Raw genomic sequence first — 19229 nt, 5'->3', positions numbered from 1 at the left:
TTCTATCAGGCGGGCAAGGCGGGGATAGACCAGCGATGGCACGCCGGCAGCGGCGCATTGATTGCATTTGAGTGTTTCGACCCCATTAGCTGCCTTGCCGGTATGTGACCGGCGCTTGTTGGATGCGCTGATGCCCGAGTTGCCCGAGGTCGAAACGACGTTGCGTGGCCTGTCGCCGCATCTGGTTGGGCAGCGGATCCATGGCGTGATCCTGCGTCGGCCCGATTTGCGCTGGCCGATTCCCGAGCAGATTGAGCGCTTGCTCCCCGGCGCTACCATTACCAACGTGCGCCGACGCGCGAAATATCTGTTGATCGATACAGATGCGGGCGGCAGCGCGCTGTTGCATCTGGGGATGTCCGGAAGTCTGCGGGTGCTGCCAGGCGACACCCTGCCGCGGGCGCATGACCATGTGGATATCAGTCTGCAGAACGGGCGCGTGCTGCGCTTCAACGATCCGCGTCGCTTTGGCTGCCTGCTGTGGCAATCCGGCACACAAACCCATGAGTTGCTCGCTGCGCTTGGTCCAGAACCATTATCGGACGCATTTACTGGCGATTATCTCCACGCACTGGCACAAGGGCGGCGTGCCGCCGTCAAAACCTTTTTGATGGATCAGGCCGTGGTTGTCGGGGTTGGAAATATCTACGCTGCCGAAAGCCTGCATCGGGCGGGAATCAGTCCGCTGCGCGAGGCGGGAAAAGTGTCGCTGGCGCGGTATCGGCGTCTGGCTGACGCAGTGAAAGACATCCTGGCGTATGCCATCCAACGCGGCGGGACTACCTTGCGCGACTTCATCAGCCCGGATGGTGCGCCTGGCTATTTCGAGCAGGAACTCTCTGTGTACGGGCGCGAAGGCGAGGCCTGCAAGCAATGTGGGCGGGTGTTGAAGCACGCGACGATTGGTCAACGCGCCACGGTGTGGTGCGGGAGCTGTCAGCGATAAGCGCGATATCGCGCCGACGCGGTGTTTGAGCACTGGTACTCTCGCGATCGTGTCACGATCGTTGCCGCGCAAGTCACAACAAAGCGACTCCGAGCAACTCTCCATATGGCTCGCCTGCGGGCGTGCTACACGCGTCTGCTCTGCGCAATGCTGTGACGGTCGACGCGGCTCTCTTGGGCACCGTAGCTTTCGGCATGCACTGGCTGGTTGCGACGCATGCGGTCGGGCCGCCCGAGACTACTGAATCGATTGCTGTACCGCACCCGTAAAGCGGCCAGCTAGCTGCAAGAATTCTCGCGATCGTTACGCTCGCTCTGGATACCGGCATCGGACGTGCGCTCCAACCTGCACGTCCGGGCGCATGTGCCGACCGCACGGAAACCCTCTTGTGCTCGAGTCCCTCGAGAGTGCTCAGCGCCCTGCGTGGCCAGTTCTCCAGGCAAACATAGTGCGACATCGCACCTGAGCTCCAGCGGAGGTACAGCAAGCAGCCGCGAGCAGCGGTGTCCTGGTGTCCAGGTAGGCGGCGGGCCACAATCGTGAGGTCCTCATGTGGAAGCGCTGTATGTCCAGCCCCCGACAGCTTGTCATTCCTCTGATCCTTATCGGTGCATGTGCGCTGGTAGCGATGCCGTCGACCGGCGCGATGACGCCCTCTTCGAGCGCGGCAGCTGCCGTAGAGCGTCTCCAGTTGAAGACCAACGCGATAGAGCTGAGCGTCACGCCGGCATTTGGCGGGCGCGTGCTGTCGTTCCATCTGCGCGGCCAGCCCAACGTGTTGAAGGTCGGTGCGGCAGTGGAGCAACAGCCTGCGCCCGAGGTGTCGGCCACTGCGGGGGATATTCCCTATTTCGGCCATGATGTGTGGGTCGGGCCGCAGAGTCAGTGGTGGTTGCACCAGCAGCTCAACCACGAGCGTCAGGCGGCGGCCGCGGTGTGGCCGCCGGATCCGTATCTGTCCCTGGCGCAGACGCGCGTCAGCATGCGTCGTCATGACGTGGTGGAATTTGAAGGGGTGCCCAGCCCGCTGACCGGGGTGCAATTGCGCAAGCAGATCAAACGTTCTGCAGCGCGTGCGGATACCGTCGACATCCAGGCCAGCGCACGTAATATCCGCGCGCAGCCAATTGCCTGGGATCTTTGGTTCAATACGCGGGTTGCGGCAACGACGCGGGTGTTTGTGCCCGTTGCCGCTGCTGCGGATATCCGGCTGCAGCCGCCGCGCGAGCCCGGCACGATTGCGCCGCGCTATCAGCATGAGCGCGGCCTGCTCGCGCTGCGCGCCGATACGCGTCCAGACCAATTGATCCAGCGCGGCAAGCTATTGCTGCAGCCGTCGGCAGGATGGATGGCCGGGTTCGCAGGCGGGCAGGTCTTGGTGATTCGCTTCGCGCATCAACCGCTGTCGGCGATCCATCCCGAGCAAGGCCAGGTGGAGTTGTATCTGGATGCGCCACCCCGGCATCCGGAACAGGGATTGCTGGAAATGGAGGTGCACGCGCCGTATCGGCAGCTTGCGCCAGGTGCGCAAATGCAGGCACAGGAGCAGTGGACGCTGCTGCGCTATAGCGGGCCGGATGAGGAACAGGCGCAGCGGCGGTTCCTTTGCAGCCAGGCCAACGCGCTGGCGCTGGCCAATGCGTGCGATGCGCCGCCTGCGCCTCGCTGAGATGCGAATTCACGTCGATGCCGGGCTGTGGCTATGATGTCGCCCATTCCCTGACCAGATCGATGCGCATGCAACGACGCCACTTCCTGAAGAATGCTGCTGCCGCATTGGCCGCGCTCGGTTTGCCGACGTTGCCGCAGTGGGCGCTGGCGGCCAAGGCCGTTGGTCTGCGTCGACTCGGGCAACCGCAACCCTTCGACTACGCCTGGTTGAAAGGGCAGGCGCGCGCGCTGGCGAAGGCGCCTTATAAAAGCCACAAGCAGGTATTGCCGGGGCCGCTCGAGGCGCTGAACTGGGATCAGTATCAGTCCATCCGCTATCGCCAGGACCACGCGTTGTGGGCCGATGGCAACGGCAAATTCCAGGCCAAGTTCTTCCACCTGGGACTGTATTTCCATACCCCGGTGCACATTTACGACATCGTCGATGGCAAGGCACAGCAACTGGCCTACGACCCGGCGGCATTCGATTACGGCCGCAGCGGGCTGGGCGGCAAGCAATTGCCAAAGGATCTGGGCTTTGCCGGTTTCCGGCTCAACACGCGCAAGGACACCGACCGCGACTTTTCGGCATTCCTGGGTGCAAGCTATTTCCGTGCGGTCGGCAAGGAAGGCCAGTATGGGCAGTCGGCACGCGGGCTGGCCATCGATACCGGTACCGGCGGGCCGGAAGAGTTTCCGGATTTCATCGCCTATTACCTGGAGCAGCCGGCCGACGATTCGGACACGGTGGTGGTGTACGGCTTGCTGGATTCGCCCAGCGTTGCCGGCGCGTACCGCTTCGCCATCACCAATGGCGATGTGCTGCTGATGGATATCGACAGCGCGCTGTACCCACGCAAGGCGATCGAGCGGCTGGGTATCGGCCCGTGCACCAGCATGTACCAGGTCGGCGAAAACGATAACCGGATGGACTGGGATTGGCGTCCGGAAATTCACGACACCGATGGCCTGGCGATGTGGACCGGCGGCGGCGAATGGATCTGGCGCCCGTTATGCAACCCGCCGCATCTGCGTTTCAACATGTTCGTCGACGAGAACCCGCGTGGGTTCGGGCTGCTGCAGCGCGACCGCAACTTCGACCATTACCAGGACGATGGCGTGTTTTACGAAAAGCGCCCGTGCCTGTGGGTGGAACCCAAGAGTGGTTGGGGCAAGGGCTCGGTGCAGCTGGTCGAGATTCCGACCGTGGACGAGACCTTCGACAACATCGTGGCGTTCTGGAACCCGCAAGCCAAGCCGCAGCCGGGGCAGGAACTGCTGATGGGCTACCGGCTGTACTGGGGCGCGCAGCCGCCGGCCAGCTCGCCGTTGGCGCATTGCGTGGCGACCCGAACCGGCCTCGGCGGCGTCGTCGGGCAAAAACGCAGCCATTTCTCCTGGCGCTTTGCGGTGGATTTTGCCGGTGGCGAACTGGCCGCGCTGGCAAAGGACCCAAAGGCCAAAGTGGAGGCGGTGTTGCAGGTGTCGCGCGGCACTACTGAAATCGTGTCGGCGCGCCCGCTGCACGAGCTCAAGGGCTATCGGGCGATGTTCGACCTGGTGCCGCCGGACGAGGGCACCCAGCAGATCGATATCCGCCTGTATCTGCGCGCCAATGGCAAGCCGCTCACCGAAACCTGGCTGTACCAGTGGACGCCGCCGCCGCCGAGCGAGCGCAAGATTTACTGAGAAGCGCCGGGCGGGGCGGCCGGCGACGCTTGTTGCGGGCATCGCGGGGCCAGCGCGGTCGCATGCGGCAATGCGGCGCCAGGGGACGCTGCTGCATGCAGCATGCGGCTGGGGCGCCATCTGTTGGTGGACGTGTTTGCGGGACGATGGGCGCTGCGTCACGCACTCAGGCCGGCGCTGAGGTGCCGACCAGGTGCAGTCGTCCGCGCGGACGTGTGCAGGCCAGCTCCACGCGGAAGCAGGTGCCGTCCTTGCCGCTGATGATGCGTAATTCGCCTTGATGGGCCTTTGCGATCTGCGCTGCCATATGCAGGCCCAGATCGACATCCGGTAGCGCACGTCCGCCGGTATGCACATGGGTGGAAGCGTGCAGCACATCCAGCCGCCGTGGATCGATCCCATCCAGATTGCAGACTTCGATGCGTAGCCGGCCATGTTCGGTGACCGCGACCGCCTTGATCAGCGAACTTTGCGGCCCTTGCACGACGGCGTTGATCATCAGGCTGCCGAACATCTGCGCCAGCCGGATCGCATCGCCGTGCACTGGCTCGTCGATGGCCACATGCGTGGACAGCACCTGGTTGGGGTAGGCGGCGCGGGTTTCGTCCACGACCTGGGAGAGTGCATCGAGCAGGTCGCTCCCGTCGCCATAGTCCAGCTGCAACCAATCGAGTTCAATGCCGCGAGCGAAATCGCAGGCGAAATCGATCAGTTCTTCCATGCGCCGCAGGCTACGCTGCAGCGAGCGGATGGAACTGCCGTAGCGATGGTCGAGTTGGTCGATGGACAGCATATCCACCACCGCATGCATGGACTGCAATGGGTTGCGCAGGTCGTGCCCGAGAATGCCGATGAATTCTTCGCGCAAGCGCGCCGAGGCGCCAACACGGCCCAGTTCGCTGCGGGCGCGCCGCGATTCCAGCGCGCTTTCTTCGGCGCGTTGCTCGGCCTGGATCTGTGCGGCCAGCAACTGTGCGAGCAGTTCGACCTTTTCCACCAGCGGTGCGTCCATGACGCGCGGCTGCGGATCCAACGCGCACAAGGTGCCGAACACGCTGCCATCGTCGAACCTGATCGGCACCGAGACGTAGCTCTCGAAGCCGTAGAGCCGCGGCGAGGGATGATCGCGGTAGACCGGGTCATCCGATGCATGCCCGAACCACACCGCATTGCCTTTCACCCGTACGCTGTCGCAAAACGTGGTGGCCAGCGGAAGTTCGTCGCCCGGACGCAGGCCAAAGGACAGTGCATCGTGCACCTGGCAGGTGATCCAGCGCGCTTCGGTGACGCGGGCGACGGCGGCAAATCCCATCCCGGTCAGGCGGGTGAGCACGCTCAACACGTCGGCGACCGAGGAGAGCCGGCCGACACGCGCGATATCGGCGCGCAATGCGGGAGGCAGTGGATCCATGAGTGCCTCCAAAGAGTGGACGCTTGCCAGTTTACAGGACCGCGGTTGCGCCCGGTTGTGTGGTGCGCCGCTGTCTCACAGGCGCCACGATACGCCTGTCTGATGGCGCTCGCGACGCCGGCGTGACCGCATGCCCGCACGGGTTTAGCAGCGCCTGAAAAGCGTATAGAGCGTGGCCGGCGGTCGCGGCTGGCTGTCGACGAACGCGGTGCCGCACCGTGTGCTGATGTGTGGTTGTAGCCGCTGGCGCCAGTGCGGCGGTGAGCGTTTGGTGTTGGCGAACGACCAACGGCGATGTGCAAACCCCTGCTTCCAGCGCGATATCGCAGCGCAAACGAGGATGCGCGCACACGCTGCTCCGGGGCAGTGCTGTCCTGGATGCACCACGGCAGCGCGGATGGCCGCGAGTGCGTTACCAGGCCCCGGCGCTAGGCGACGGGCAGCGGCAAGGCGATCTGCAGCGGATCGATGCGGCCTTCGCCACGCATGATCTTCTTGAACTCGGCCCGGCTGACCGACACATAGCGCTCGTTGCCGCCGATCTCCACCTGCGGGCCGTCCTGCACCGCGTGCCCGTGTGCATCCACGCGGACGGTCATGGTGGCCTTGCTGCCGCTGTGGCAGATGGTCTTGATTTCTTCCAGCTCGTCGGCCCAGGCCAGCAGGAACTGGCTGCCCTCGAACAACTCGCCACGAAAATCGGTACGCAAGCCGTAACACAGCACCGGAATCCGCAGCCGGTCGACCACCTCGCTCAACTGCCAGACCTGCGCGCGGCTGAGGAATTGCGCTTCGTCCACCAGCACGCAATGCAACGCGCCGTCGTTGTGGATGTCGCGTTCGACCAGCTGCTGCAACTCGGTGTCGCGCTCGAAGATACGCCCGTCCGCGCGCAGGCCGATCCGCGAGGCGACCACGCCGCTGCCGGCGCGGTGGTCGAGCTTGGGCGTGAGGATCAGCGTGCGCATGCCGCGCTCGCGGTAGTTGTGCGCCGATTGCAGCAAGGTGGTGGTTTTGCCGGCATTCATCGCCGAATAGTAGAAATAGAGCTTGGCCATCGGGCGATTTTAACGGGCCAGGCAGCAGGATGCGGCGCCTGTGTGCGCTGCGCTGGCGCGGTCGGGCGAGGTCGACGCCTGCCGTCGAGCGTGTGGGAGCAGCCTCCGGTTGTGGGCAGGGCTAGCCGCACTGGAGACATGAATCCATCGCGTCGGCCAGCCGCGGGCAGCCCCGGTACAATGGCGCGCTCTGTCGGAAGCCTCTATGTACGGTCTCAATCCCCCGCAAAGCGCCGCCGTGCTGCACTGCGAAGGTCCCCTGTTGGTGCTGGCCGGCGCCGGCAGCGGCAAGACGCGCGTGATCGTGGAAAAGATCGCGCATCTGATCGCCATCGGCCGCTATCCGGCCAAGCGGATCGCCGCGATCACCTTCACCAACAAATCCGCCAAGGAAATGCGCGAGCGTGTGGCCAAACGCATTCGCGGCGACGGTGCCGACGGCCTGACGATCTGCACCTTCCACGCACTGGGCCTGAAGTTTCTGCAGATCGAGCACGCCGCCGCCGGTTTGAAGCGCGGCTTTTCGATCTTCGATTCGGACGATGCCGCCGCGCAGATCAAGGACCTGATGCATGGTGCCAAGCCCGATGCGATCGAAGATGCCAAGAACCTGATCTCGCGCGCGAAGAATGCCGGCCTGTCGCCGGAGCAGGCGATGGCGGCCGCACGCAGCACCCGCGAAAAGGAAGCGGCCAGCTTGTACGAGCGCTACCAGGCGCGGCTGACCACCTTCAACGCAGTGGACTTCGACGACCTGATCCGTCTGCCGGTGCAGATCCTGGAAGCCAACGAAGACATCGTGATGGGCTGGCGCGAGCGCATCGGCTACCTGCTGGTGGACGAGTGCCAGGACACCAACGATGCGCAGTACCGGCTGCTGAAGATGCTGGCCGGGCCGCGCGGCAACTTCACCTGCGTGGGCGACGACGACCAGAGCATCTATGCCTGGCGCGGCGCCAATCCGGAAAACCTGCAGCAGATGGCGCGCGATTATCCGGCTCTGGAAATCATCAAGCTGGAACAGAACTACCGCTGCTCCAATCGTGTGCTGCGTGCGGCCAACGCGTTGATCGCGCACAACCCGCACGAGCATTTGAAGACCTTGTGGAGCGACCAGGCCGACGGCGAGCGCATCCGCGTGTGGGAATGCCGCGACAGCGAGCACGAAGCCGAAAAGGTCGCCGCGGAGATCTCGTTCCTGGGTACCGCCAAGCAGGTGCCGTGGAGCGACTTCTGCATTCTGTTCCGTGGCAATTTTCAATCGCGGCCGCTGGAAAAAGCGCTGCAGCTGTTGCGCGTGCCGTATCACCTCACCGGTGGTACCGCGTTTCTGGAGCGGCAGGAGGTCAAGGACTTGCTGTCGTGGTTGCGGTTGATCGTCAACCCGGATGACGACGCGGCGTTCTTGCGTGCCGTGCAGTCGCCCAAGCGCGAAGTCGGTGCGACCTCGCTGGCGCGTCTTGCCGAACTTGCCAGCGCCAAGTCGGTACCGATGTCGCGCGCAGCCGAGTCGATGGGCGCCTTGCAGCATTTACCGCCACGCGCAGCCAACGGTTTGAGTGCGTTTACCGACATCCTGCGCGATATGCGCGAGCACTCGTCCAGCATGCCGGCCGGCGAGCTGGTGCGCCTGCTGGCCGACAAGTCCGGTTTGCTCAACGACCTGCGCAATCAATCGAAAGACGAGACCGGCTTCCAGCGGCGCAAGCGCAATCTGGACGAGCTGGCCGAGTGGTTCGAAGGTGGTCCGCGCGGTGCAAGCGCCAGCGATCTGGCTGCGCAGTTGGCGTTGCTGTCGCGCAACGACAAGGACGATGGCGGCAACCAGGTGCGCATGATGACCATGCATGCGTCCAAGGGACTGGAATTCCGCTATGTCTTCATCGTCGGCTGCGAGGACGGCGTGCTGCCGCACGAAGTGAGCCTGGAAGAAGGCAATCTGCAGGAAGAGCGCCGCCTGCTGTACGTGGGCATCACCCGCGCCAAGGAGCAGCTGTGGATGAGTCACAGCAAGCTGACGCGCAAGTTCGGTGAGCATGTGCGACTGAAGCCGAGCCGGTTTTTCGATGAGATTCCGGCCGAAGAACTGCAGCGCGATGGTGCCGACCCGGTGGCCGACGCCGAGCGCAAGAAGGAACGCGCCAGTGCGGGATTGGCTGCGATCCAGGCATTGTTCGACTGAGTTTTCCTGAGCCGCGCGGGCAGCTGCGCCACGTGCATCAACAGGTGAGCCTGGCAGGCAAGACGGCGCTGGGCGCCTGCCGGAGGCACTGCGGGTGAGTGCGTGGCACACATCGGTTGCCAGGCGTGCCTGACGCTGAGCCTCCCGGGCCGGCTGCCCTGCGCGGCACGCGTGCGCAAGGATGGAGCGCATCGTGAACGTCTCGGCCGTGATGCGCTGGCGGTCAGGCGTGCATCGATGCCAGTCTTGCCGCTCGACGTGCGTACTACGCGCTGCAGCACGCGACCTGCAACAGACGTGGAACAGCCTGGCATGCAGGCCCGGCATGATCGCCCGCGCCGTCGCTGGCACGGCCCAAGGCTGGAACGTTGCTGGCCAGCCAGGCGAGCCGGCAACGCGCCGGTGGTGCACGCCAGTTGCACCAGCCCAACGGAGTGATATCGCCAACCGTGCGGGTACTGCAGCGTGGCCATGCGTGCGGTCGTCAGTCTTGTCAGTGCCACTGCCGCACGGCAGTCTGAGGTTCCCGCCAACAGAGCGCGCCGTGACCGTCATCCTCGAAACCGCACGCGTGCGCTTGCGTCTGCTCGATCCCGAGCGCGATGCCGAGGCAATGCTGGCGCTGGTCAACGATCCTGCGTTCATCGCCGGCATCAACGACCGCGGTATCCGCACCCGCGAGCAGGCGCGCGAGCATGTGCGCGAATGGGCGCAGGCGCATCAGCAACGACACGGCTTCGCGCACTGGGCGCTGGAAACGCGCGAGGCAGGCACCTTCATGGGCACCTTGGGCCTGCTGTGCCGCGAGACCTTGCCGGTGCCGCATATCGGTTTTGCGCTGTTGCCCGCGTATCGCGGCAAGGGCTATGTGACCGAAGCCGGGCGCGCGGTGCTGGAGCATGCACGCCAGGTACTGGGATTGACGCAGGTGTGCGCGATCGTCTCGCCAGGCAATGCGGAGTCGATCCGCGCGCTGGAAGCACTGGGGCTGCGCTATGAGAGCCTGCGGGTGCTGAGTCCCGGCACCGAGGCCGTGGCGTACTACACGATCGACCTCGGCCCTGGTGGCGTGGACAGCTGAGCAGCGCTGCGTCACCCTGCCGGCTGTTTTCCACCGCACAGGGAGGCCTGCATGGCACTGTTGGTCAACGCCTATTCCACGCTGCGCACGCCCCTGTGGCCGGACTTCCTGCCGCAGGCTGCCGTGCAGCGTCGCGACCACGCCGACCCGGAACTGGCCGCGCATCTGCACGGCTTTGTCGGCTATGTGAATCAGGCCGGCGATGGGCAGATGACCCAGGCGCGCTATCACCTGATGCGGCATGTGCAGCGGGTGCGGCAGCACTTCAGCTTCGAGGTGGACGATGCGGACTTCGGCGCGCTGGCGCAGTGGGCCGAGCACGCCAATGCGGTGTGTTTCCTGGCCGATGGCAGCGTGCGCGACCCGCAGGGGCGGGTGCTGATCAGCCAGGGCGAGCCGGCCATCGACGACGATGCGCAGGTACCGTATCCGCCCGATGCGTTGCAGCGGCGCGCGCAGCAACTTTACCTGCTGGCCGCGCAAGGCATCCGCGTGCCGCCCAGCCTGCCGCCGGTGCCCGGCGAGGCCGAAGCGCGCGTGCGCGATGTGGCAGTCGTCAGTCGACGCATGCTGGCGTTGTTTGCGGTGGCGCTGCGTGCAGAGATCCTGGCCGCTGGCGATACGCCGCCGTCGCTGGCCGAGGTGGAGACGCGTCTTCCCGGCGTGGCAGATGCGCTGTCGCCTCAGGAGCGCGCCTTCTTCGCCCAGCCAGCGCCGAATGCGCAGGCGCTGGCAAACTTCGGCTGGCGTTACGAAAGCCTGGCCGTGCTGCAATGGGCCTCGGGGCTGGCCGACACGCTGCCGGAACCCAACGCGCTGTGCGATGTGCCCCTGGTTGCACAGCGCGCGCTGGACAACGCACAAGCCGCCGAGCGCCCGACGCTGGCGCGACGCCCGCTCGCCGAGCTGCTGGACACGCTGGACCGCCACCTGCGCCTGCACTGGGCGGTCCGCCAGGCCGGCCAATCCGGTCAGCCGGTCCCCGCCGGCATCGTGCCGGGCGTGGTGTATGAGCGGCATTACGCGCTCAATTGGCTACTGCACTTTGAAGATGCCGAGTGGGACGAGGTGGACACGCCGACCTGACGCTGGCGTGCCCCGACCCCGACGTTCGTGCGCGGGCAGCGCTTGCACCGACGCGGCAGGACTGGCCGGTGCATCCATCCAACACGCGCACACACTGACATCGTGCGGCCGGGCGACAAGACCGTGCGGGTCTTGCAGGCGATGCCGCATGCCTCTGCGTGCCGTGGTGCGTATCGGGCGATCCGGCAACTGCCGGGTCACCCAAGGCAGCTGACGTCGATGCTGCCGCACACCTGCCGCGCTGCCGCTACGGCCGTCGGTGGGTGCCGCCCACAGATCAGGCGCCAGCTGCGTCCAGCCGCGCCTGTACCGCGGCAAGCGCCTCCTGCAGTTCGGCGACCGTTGCTTCCAGCGCCTGCATCCGCGCGTCCAGGTCGCTGCTGTCGCTGCCACTGCGCGCGCTCGGTGCCGCACGCGCGGCGGCGGCCTGCAGCGCCTCCACATCCAGCTCGCCGCTGAGCAGATGCATGTAAGGGTCTTCGCGCTGACCGCTGGCGCGCGGCAGTTGTGCGGCCAGGCCGCGCTGGATCAGCCGCTCCAGGTGATGGCGCACGTCGTCGGCATCGTTGAAACGCGCCAGGCGCTCGCTACGTGCGTACAGCTCGCCCAGCGTCTGCGGGCCGCGCAACAGCAGCAGGCCGATCAGTGCGACTTGCTGGCGGGTCAGATCCAGCACGCTGCCCAGGCGGTGTTCGTAACGCTCGGCACGCGAAGAAAACTGCTGGCGCACCAAGCCGAGGGTTTCCAGCTGGCGCAGCGCGTGGTGCACCACGCCAGTCTGCAGATTCAGCACCGGCTCGCGTGCGGTTTTCTGGTTGGCGGCCACCTGCGCGGCGTTGACGGTGAGCGGGTACGCGTCCGGCGTGGTGGCCTCCTTTTCGATCAGGCATCCCAGCACGCGGGCCTGGGCGGTATCGAGGACGGGCGGGGGCGAGGTCTCTGTCATGGATGACTCCGGAGGGCGATCAGCGCACAAGGATATGCCGATCCGCTGCCGGCGTTCTTCCGCTGCGACGCTATGCAAGGTGGCCGACGCCATCGACGGTGTCGCGCATGTCAGCGTCGTGCGCCGGCAACGGGCGTGGGCATCCAGGAACGGGCACGGCACATATTCGCCATCGTGTGGAAGACCGATGCAGCCACGCGGTTGGACGACCGGTATTGCGGCGACCGTCGTCCGTGCGCCCCTGTCATTTCGATGGCGGCGCCATCGGCCAGCGCGAGCGGTACGGCGCGAACCGGCTAAAATCGCACGCTTTATTGTCGACCCTGTCCCGGTGGATGCCATGCGCCCCTCGCTTTACGCTCCGTTGTCCTTCATCGCCTGCACCGCGCTGGCCCTGGGCGCCTGCAAGCCCGCCGACACGCAGCCAGCCCCGCACGCGCAGGAAGCCACCGCAACTGCCAATGCCGACGCCAGCGCTGCGGCCAGCAAGGCCGCAACGTCGTCCACCACTGCACCGGCCGGCGACGACAACCTCAATGCGGTGCTGTGGATGCAGCGCTCGGAGGAATACCGTGCCGTGGCCGAGCAGACCTATCGCGCTGCGGCCGACAAACTGGACGCTGCACTCAAGCAATCCAACTGGGACGCGTTGGTGCCGGAGGAACGCGGCAATGCCGCCACCGGCCTGAAGCCGGCGGTGGTGCTGGATGTGGACGAGACTGTGCTTGACAACTCGCCCTACCAGGCGCGGCTGCTGCGCGATGGCAAGGAATACGACGAGCTGAGCTGGGACCAGTGGGTGGCCGAGAAGAAGGCCACTGCCATTCCCGGCGTGGTGGATTTCGCCAAGGCCGCCAATGCCCGCGGTATCACCCTGATCTACATTTCCAACCGCGCGGTGCACCTGAAGGACGCCACCTTGGCCAATCTGCGCAGCGTGGGCCTGCCGGTGGCCGATGACAGCGTCTTTCTCGGCCTGGGCACGGTGGTGCCCGGCTGCGAGCAGAACGGCAGCGAAAAGAACTGCCGCCGCCAGCTGGCCGGACAGAAGTACCGCGTGCTGATGCAGTTCGGCGACCAGCTGGGCGACTTCGTGCAGGTCACCGCCAACACCGGCCAGGCGCGTGGCGCCTTGCTGCAGCAGTACCACGACTGGTTCGGCGAACGCTGGTGGATGCTGCCCAACCCCAGCTATGGCGGCTGGGAGCCGGCGCAGTTCAACAACGACTACGCGCAACCCTGGCAAAAGCGCCACGACGCCAAGCGCGCTGCGCTGGAGGTGGCCCGATGAGCCGCGCGCCCTTGCCGCTGGCCGCGCATGAGCGGCTGATCTTCGCGCTGGATGTGCCCGGCCACGATGAAGCGATCGCCTGGGTGGACCGGCTCGGCGATTCGGTGTCGTTCTACAAGATCGGCATGGAGCTGCTGGCATCGGGCGAGTACTTCCACGTGCTCGATGCGCTGGCCAAGCGCGACAAGCGCGTGTTCGTGGACCTCAAGTTCTTCGACATTCCCGCCACCGTGGCCGGCACCATCCGCCGCCTGGCGCAGTGGCCGGTGAGTTATTGCACGGTGCACGGCTGGCACGCCGGCATGCTGCAGGCCGCCGCCGAGGCCAATCACGGTGACATGCGCCTGCTGGCGGTCACGGTACTGACGTCGATGGGCCGCCCGGACCTGGCGGCAATGGGCATCGACCGTGAACCGGTGGACGTGGTGGTGGAACGCGCGCTGGCTGCGCAGGCCGCCGGGATCGATGGCGTGATCGCTTCGGGGCAGGAAGCCGGCCCGATCCGCCGCGCCACTGGCCCGGACTTTTCGATCGTCTGCCCCGGCATCCGCCCCGGCGGCCCGGTCGGCGACGACCAGCAACGCACGGTCGGCGTGGCGCAGGCCTTCACCGACGGCGCCGACGCGATCGTCGTTGGCCGCCCGATCCGCCAGGCGAGCGACCCTGCAGCCGCTGCCACCGCCATCCAGGACGAGATCCGCGCGGCACTGCCGCAGAACGGAAACTGATCGGGCCGAAGCAGCGGCCAGCTTCCAAATAAATCAATAGTTTAGGCGGCAACAATTAAAGCATTGCTTTAATGTGAAAGTCTCGTTAACATGCCAGCGTCCGATGTCAGTCGGAAGCTGTGCCACTCATTGTCCACCGGGCTTGTCCCGGTTTTCGAAGGGATCGGGCCTTGTGTCCGATCCTTTTTTTTGGCCGTCACGTTCGCGTGTCGTGGCGACCGACATCAGTGGCTGGCTGCGTGGTGGCATAGATCGCGCGTTACCCGCGGCACCAGGCGAGCATGCATCGCCTGGACGCACGCGCGAAGCGCGCCGTTAGCGCACGCTTGGATCCCTGCGTTCGTTATCGGTCATGCGCAACTGCCACCACCTTCAGCATCAGTTCCAGCCGCAGTGCAAACCAAGGCACTTACGGTAACGCAGCCGCCTTGCAGTAGCGGTCGATGAATTGCTGGTGGCTTGGCATCACATCCACGCAGTGGCTGATGGTCTGCGCCACGCTGGCCAGAAAGCCTTCGGCGTCGCGGTCGGGCACCTGGTCCACCAGCGGGTGATATCCCTGCGGCAGGATGCCCTGGCCCACCAGTACCTGCACCCAGCTGATTTCGGCAAACATTTCTTCGGCATTGCGATAGAAGCGCCCGCTGTCGCGGAACAGGTCCAGCGTGGTCTGCAGCTCCGGGGTGATCGGCATGTGGCGGCAATGCCGCCAGAACGCGCTGTCGTCGCGCTCGGTGGCGTGGTAGTACAGCAGCAGAAAGTCGCGGATGCGGTCGAACTCGAATGCAAGCCGGTCGTTGTAGCGCTGCACCAGCACCGGGCTGATGCCCTCGCGCGGAAACAGCTCCAGCAACTTGGAAATGCCGGACTGGATCAGATGGATGCTGGTCGATTCCAGTGGCTCCAGAAATCCGCTGGCCAGGCCCAGTGCGACGACATTGCGGTTCCAGCACTGCTTGCGCCGCCCGGTGGTGAAGCGCAGCGGGCGCGGGTCGGCCAACGGCTTGCCGTCCAGATTGGCCAGCAACGTGGCGGCCGCTTCGTCGTCGCTGATGTGCGCGCTGCAGTACACATAGCCGTTGCCGGTGCGGTGCTGCAGCGGAATGCGCCATTGCCAGCCGGCTGCGCGCGCAGTGGAGCGTGTGTATGGCGTGGGCGGGCCAACCTTTTCGCAGGGCACTGCCAGCGCGCGATCGCAGGGCAGCCAGTGGGTGAAGTCGTGATAGCCGGTGTGCAGCGCCTCTTCGATCAAGAGCCCACGGAAGCCGGAGCAATCGATGAACAAGTCGCCGTGCACCGTCTGTCCGGACGCCAGTTGCAGCGATTGCACATGGCCGCTTTCCGGATGCAGCTGCACCTGCTCGACCAACCCTTCGATGCGGGTCACGCCGCGCTGCTGCGAATAACGGCGCAGAAAGTGCGCGTACTGCGTGGCGTCGAAGTGGTACGCGTAGGCGATGTTGGCCAGCGGCGAGTTGGCCGGCACATCGCCGGCGGAGGTCATGAACTTGCCGCGCGCAGCCGCCACGGTATTGAGCGTGTACGCACCCAACGGCTGCGCTCTGCCGCGTGCGTGTTGCTTGATCCAGTATTGGTGAAACGGCAATAGCCCCAGCGGGTGCCCGATCTGGGTGCCGAAGCCATGCATGTACGCGGTTCCCGGGCGTTGCCAGTCGACGAACTCGATACCGAGTTTGAAGCTGCCCTGGGTCTGGCGCACGAACTCGGCCTCATCGATGCCGAGCAGGTTGTTGAAGGCCTTGATGTGCGGCACGGTGGCTTCGCCCACCCCGACGGTGCCCAGCTGGTCGGACTCGATCAGCTGCACCTTGAAAGTGGGCCCGAGCACGCGCGCAAACGCGGCGGCCGCCATCCAGCCGGCGGTGCCGCCGCCGACAATGACGATGTTGCGAAGTGGAGCGGGAATCATGTCGATGCATTCCTGAGCAAGACAGCGGACGGACACACGAACGGGGCCAGCTGGCCCCGTTCGAAATACCACATGCCCGTGCCGGCGCATGTGGCAATGCGCGCATCAGAACTTGGCGCCGATCTCCAGCACCACGCTGCGCGGCACGTAGTTGATCTCGCCACTGGTGTTGATGGCGATGTCCGGAGCGAACTGACCATTGCTGCCGAAGCCGTTGTAGGCGTAAGCGCTGTAGTTCTTGAAGTTGAACGCGTTGAGCAGGTTCACACGTGCGTTGAGCTTGAAGTCGCCGGCCACGGTGAACTCCTTGGTGGCCTGGAAGTCCACCGTGCGGTAGCCCCAGATATCGCCGCCGGCCAGGAACTTACCGCTACCCGGCGGGGTGACGCCGACCTGCTGGCAGGTGGCGCCATCGGGATCGGTGAAGCCGAAGCAGGCGATCGTGTTGATCGGCTCGGGCGTGGCCAACACCAGCTTGGCACCGAAGGTCACGCCCCACGGACCATCGATCGAACCGGAAGCGACAAAGCGATGTGCGGCCACGGCATCGGACTTCACGAACGGATAGCCGCGGATGGTGGCCTTATCGAAGCCGTAAGGCTCGTCGATGTTGCGGTTCTGGCGCGCGCTGGTGTGGGTGTAGGACAAGGTCAGGCCCCAACCGGATTCCTTGGTGTACGGCTTGTCGGCCGACAACAGCACCTGGCTGTTGCGTTGTTCCAGGCCGTTGCTGCCCAGGATGGTGTTCTGATAGCCCGGCACCGGCTCGCCCCACGGCACGTTGCCGTTCTGGAAGTAGGAGCCATCCGGATAGCGGTTGATCAAGCCCATCGCGAAACCGTCGTAGCTCAGGATGCGCTGGAAGGTCACATCGGTCAGCCAGTCGCCCACCTGGTTGGTGATACCGATGCTGTACTGGTCGCTGTACGGCGTCTTGAGCTTGTTGTTGAACATGAAGAGCTCGGCGCTGCCGGCGACACCGGGAATGGTGTTGAGCTGATCGATGCCGTTGAGATAGCGCGGGTCGAACGCTACGCAGGTGCGGTCGGCGCGATAGCACGTGCCGGTGGCCGGGTTTTCGAAATACACCGCCACCGGCGACAGCGCCGCCTTGCTGGTTTCCAGCGCCAACTGTTCGAACAGGTTGCGGTCGTACGAGCGCGCGGCACCGCCATGCACAATGGCGGCTTCGTCGCCGAAGATGTCATACGAAAAACCGAAGCGCGGCGCCCAGGCATCCTTGAAGTTCTTGCGGTTGTTGCCGGTGCTGATGTAGTCGGCCACGTTGATGCCGCTGGGCAGCAGACGGTTTGCCCACGGCTGGCCGGGATTTTCTGCGTCGTTGGCATACAGCGCATCGACGAACGCCTGCGAGGTGACGAAGTTGGTGTAGGCCGGGGTGTCTTCGTAATCCCAGCGCACCCCGATGTTGATCATCAACTTGTCGGTGGCGGCCCAGTCGTCCTGCAGATAGATACCGTACTGCTTGGACGGCGAGACCACCGTGGCGCGCTGGCCTGGCGTGGTGTAGGGCGCAATGAAGTCCACGCGGTACGGCGTTGAGTCAATGCTGCCATTGCTGACGCGATAGCTGAACTGCGGATTCAACGCCGCCGCATCCTGCGAGGTGAGCTCGATGTCCTTGTAGTTCACACCCATCTTGATGGTGTGTTCGCCATGCCACTGGAAGCTGGTGAAGGTCAGATCGTTCTGGATGAACCAGCCTTTCTGGCTCTTGCGCTGCGCGTTCTTGCCGCCAGCCGAACCGGTGGTGAGGAACGTGCGCTCATCGATATCGGTGGAGCCGGCACGTGGCTGGAAATAGGTGTAGACGATGCCATTGCCCAGGGTGCGCGGGGTCGGGTTGTTCTCCGAATTTTCGGTGCCGACGATGACCTCGTTGAACCAGTTGTCGGCACTGTGCTGCCAACGCAGGTTGGTGCGCTTGTCCTTGTTGATCTTGTCAGTGGCCTGCGCGAGCGTGTTGGTACCGCCGACGTTGGCAGTCTGCGTCTCGTCGCGGTAGATCGTGCTCAATTCGATGCGATCGCGATCGGTGGGCTCGAAGTCGATCTTGCCGAACAACAGGTCTTCTTCGAACGGCATGTTGGCCGGGCCATATTGGCTGGCCAGGTTGGCCGGCAACTGGCTGACGAAGGCCGCCGCCTCCGAGCTCGGCTGCACGCTCTTGGGCGCCACGTTTTCCTTGCCTTCGTAGGCAACGAAGAAATGCATGCGGTCCTGGATGATCGGCCCGCCAAGTGCGAAGCCGTATTCCTTGGTCTGCGAGTCGATCTTGCCATTGGCTTCTTCGTCGGGCCGCTTGTCGCGCAGGTCCTGATCGGTATAGCGATAGAACGCTTCGCCGTGGAATTCGTTGGTGCCGGACTTGGTGGCCGCGGTAATCGCCGCGCCACTGATCTGGCCGTACTCAGCCTTGTAGTTGGAGGTAATGACCTTGTATTCGCCGATCGCCAGCTGCGGGAATGGATTGCCCTGCGTATCGCTTTGACCGGCGACGCCGCCGCTACGCACGTAGCTCTTCTGGCCTACGCCGTCGATATACAGATTGCCGGCGCTGGCATTGGATGCACCGCCGCGCAGCTTGGTGTTGCCGTTGCCATCGACCTGAAACACCATGCCCGGCACGGTATCGGCAAACTCCAGGAAGTTACGCGTGGCCTGCGGCAACTGCTGGATCTGGCGCGCGCTGATGGTGTTGCCCACTTCCGAGGTCTTGACGTCGCGAATCATCGGCGCGCTGACCGTCACCGTATCCAGCGTGGTCGCATCACCGGCAGGCGCCGCGGCCGTCTCGGTGCCCAGATCGACAGTGGCGCTGGAGGCCACCGACAGGGTCACCGTGCGGCTGATGCCGTTGGATTCGACCTTGTAGGTGCCCGGCTGCAGCCCGACGATGGTGTAGTTGCCGTTCGCATTGACCGGCGCGCGTCGCACCGAGCCGGTGGCGAGGTTGGTGACGACGACTTCGCTGCCGCTCTGCGCGGAAGCGACCTGGCCGCGCAAGGTGGCGTTGCTGGACTGGGCCATGGCCGGAGTGGTGGCGAACAACGAGGCGGCCAGGGCGCAGCACAACAGGCTGCGCGCCGGCAGGGTGGAGACGGTGCGGTGATTCTTCATGACTTTCCCCCTCCCAGGGGTAAAGCGCGACGCAGTGCAGTGACTGGCGCGTTGGGTTGGTGCTTTGGTGTGGAACACAGGGACAACAGG

General features: G+C 64.9%; 13 protein-coding genes. 8 read left to right on the top strand and 5 right to left on the bottom strand.

The annotated features are described in order from the left end of the window. Nucleotides 1-130: 130 nt before the first annotated feature. The 3 genes from mutM (at nucleotide 131) to ACCQ15_RS21120 (ending at nucleotide 4285) form a co-directional block, all read left to right on the top strand. A complete protein-coding gene (gene mutM / locus ACCQ15_RS21130) occupies nucleotides 131-946 on the top strand; it encodes a bifunctional DNA-formamidopyrimidine glycosylase/DNA-(apurinic or apyrimidinic site) lyase (RefSeq protein WP_008571924.1) in 816 nt (271 codons plus the stop codon). Nucleotides 947-1637: 691 nt separating this feature from the next. Continuing rightward, nucleotides 1638-2615, top strand: a complete 978-nt coding sequence (locus tag ACCQ15_RS21125) for a DUF4380 domain-containing protein (protein WP_218535601.1) — start codon at nucleotides 1638-1640, stop codon at nucleotides 2613-2615. Nucleotides 2616-2683: 68 nt separating this feature from the next. Then, entirely contained in the window at nucleotides 2684-4285 is a 1602-nt protein-coding gene (locus ACCQ15_RS21120; protein WP_218197015.1) for an OpgD/OpgG family glucan biosynthesis protein, read from the top strand. A gap of 166 nt (nucleotides 4286-4451) precedes the next feature. Here ACCQ15_RS21120 and ACCQ15_RS21115 read toward each other — a convergent pair whose 3' ends face one another. Both ACCQ15_RS21115 and ACCQ15_RS21110 read right to left on the bottom strand, forming a co-directional pair. After that, on the bottom strand, nucleotides 4452-5696 hold the full coding sequence (locus ACCQ15_RS21115) for a GAF domain-containing sensor histidine kinase (protein WP_014091510.1): 1245 nt from the start codon (nucleotides 5694-5696) through the stop codon (nucleotides 4452-4454). A gap of 428 nt (nucleotides 5697-6124) precedes the next feature. Further along, nucleotides 6125-6754: a thymidine kinase gene (locus ACCQ15_RS21110; protein WP_005917020.1), complete on the bottom strand. Its 630-nt coding sequence runs from the start codon at nucleotides 6752-6754 to the stop codon at nucleotides 6125-6127. 205 nt (nucleotides 6755-6959) lie between these two features. Here ACCQ15_RS21110 and rep point away from each other — a divergent pair, with 205 nt between their 5' ends. From rep to ACCQ15_RS21095, 3 genes are all read left to right on the top strand, one after another. Beyond that, nucleotides 6960-8936: a DNA helicase Rep gene (rep, locus tag ACCQ15_RS21105; protein ID WP_007971162.1), complete on the top strand. Its 1977-nt coding sequence runs from the start codon at nucleotides 6960-6962 to the stop codon at nucleotides 8934-8936. A gap of 544 nt (nucleotides 8937-9480) precedes the next feature. Beyond that, on the top strand, nucleotides 9481-10017 hold the full coding sequence (locus tag ACCQ15_RS21100; protein WP_029820808.1) for a GNAT family N-acetyltransferase: 537 nt from the start codon (nucleotides 9481-9483) through the stop codon (nucleotides 10015-10017). A 51-nt stretch (nucleotides 10018-10068) separates the two neighbouring features. Next, entirely contained in the window at nucleotides 10069-11103 is a 1035-nt protein-coding gene (locus tag ACCQ15_RS21095; RefSeq protein WP_372381042.1) for a DUF4272 domain-containing protein, read from the top strand. Nucleotides 11104-11380: 277 nt separating this feature from the next. Here the strand turns inward: ACCQ15_RS21095 and ACCQ15_RS21090 are convergent, their stop codons facing one another. Further along, nucleotides 11381-12049: a YceH family protein gene (locus tag ACCQ15_RS21090; protein ID WP_372381041.1), complete on the bottom strand. Its 669-nt coding sequence runs from the start codon at nucleotides 12047-12049 to the stop codon at nucleotides 11381-11383. A gap of 331 nt (nucleotides 12050-12380) precedes the next feature. Between ACCQ15_RS21090 and ACCQ15_RS21085 the strand changes: the two genes are divergently transcribed. After that, entirely contained in the window at nucleotides 12381-13340 is a 960-nt protein-coding gene (locus ACCQ15_RS21085; RefSeq protein ID WP_029820805.1) for a 5'-nucleotidase, lipoprotein e(P4) family, read from the top strand. Next, nucleotides 13337-14068: an orotidine-5'-phosphate decarboxylase gene (gene pyrF / locus ACCQ15_RS21080; protein ID WP_011349125.1), complete on the top strand. Its 732-nt coding sequence runs from the start codon at nucleotides 13337-13339 to the stop codon at nucleotides 14066-14068. Before ACCQ15_RS21085 ends, pyrF begins: the two co-directional genes overlap by 4 nt. A 409-nt stretch (nucleotides 14069-14477) precedes the next feature. Here pyrF and ACCQ15_RS21075 read toward each other — a convergent pair whose 3' ends face one another. Both ACCQ15_RS21075 and ACCQ15_RS21070 read right to left on the bottom strand, forming a co-directional pair. After that, a complete protein-coding gene (locus ACCQ15_RS21075; RefSeq protein ID WP_372381040.1) occupies nucleotides 14478-15998 on the bottom strand; it encodes a tryptophan halogenase family protein in 1521 nt (506 codons plus the stop codon). Between the two features lie 105 nt (nucleotides 15999-16103). After that, nucleotides 16104-19139, bottom strand: coding sequence for a TonB-dependent receptor domain-containing protein (locus ACCQ15_RS21070; protein ID WP_372381039.1), 3036 nt, complete (start codon nucleotides 19137-19139; stop codon nucleotides 16104-16106). Between the last annotated feature and the right edge of the window lie 90 nt (nucleotides 19140-19229).

This window comes from Xanthomonas sp. NCPPB 1754, from assembly GCF_041475725.2.
Taxonomy (GTDB): domain Bacteria; phylum Pseudomonadota; class Gammaproteobacteria; order Xanthomonadales; family Xanthomonadaceae; genus Xanthomonas; species Xanthomonas euvesicatoria.
Note: the sequence above shows the minus strand (reverse complement) of the source record. Positions and strands in the feature narration are given on the sequence as shown.

Excerpts from the sequence above, each read along its gene's own strand:
- mutM (WP_008571924.1), top strand. The coding sequence starts at position 131 with ATGCCCGAGTTGCCCGAGGTCGAAACGACGTTGCGTGGCCTGTCGCCG.
- ACCQ15_RS21120 (WP_218197015.1), top strand. The coding sequence starts at position 2,684 with ATGCAACGACGCCACTTCCTGAAGAATGCTGCTGCCGCATTGGCCGCG.
- ACCQ15_RS21115 (WP_014091510.1), bottom strand. The coding sequence starts at position 5,696 with ATGGATCCACTGCCTCCCGCATTGCGCGCCGATATCGCGCGTGTCGGC.
- ACCQ15_RS21110 (WP_005917020.1), bottom strand. The coding sequence starts at position 6,754 with ATGGCCAAGCTCTATTTCTACTATTCGGCGATGAATGCCGGCAAAACC.
- rep (WP_007971162.1), top strand. The coding sequence starts at position 6,960 with ATGTACGGTCTCAATCCCCCGCAAAGCGCCGCCGTGCTGCACTGCGAA.
- ACCQ15_RS21095 (WP_372381042.1), top strand. The coding sequence starts at position 10,069 with ATGGCACTGTTGGTCAACGCCTATTCCACGCTGCGCACGCCCCTGTGG.
- ACCQ15_RS21090 (WP_372381041.1), bottom strand. The coding sequence starts at position 12,049 with ATGACAGAGACCTCGCCCCCGCCCGTCCTCGATACCGCCCAGGCCCGC.
- pyrF (WP_011349125.1), top strand. The coding sequence starts at position 13,337 with ATGAGCCGCGCGCCCTTGCCGCTGGCCGCGCATGAGCGGCTGATCTTC.
- ACCQ15_RS21075 (WP_372381040.1), bottom strand. The coding sequence starts at position 15,998 with ATGATTCCCGCTCCACTTCGCAACATCGTCATTGTCGGCGGCGGCACC.
- ACCQ15_RS21070 (WP_372381039.1), bottom strand. The coding sequence starts at position 19,139 with ATGAAGAATCACCGCACCGTCTCCACCCTGCCGGCGCGCAGCCTGTTG.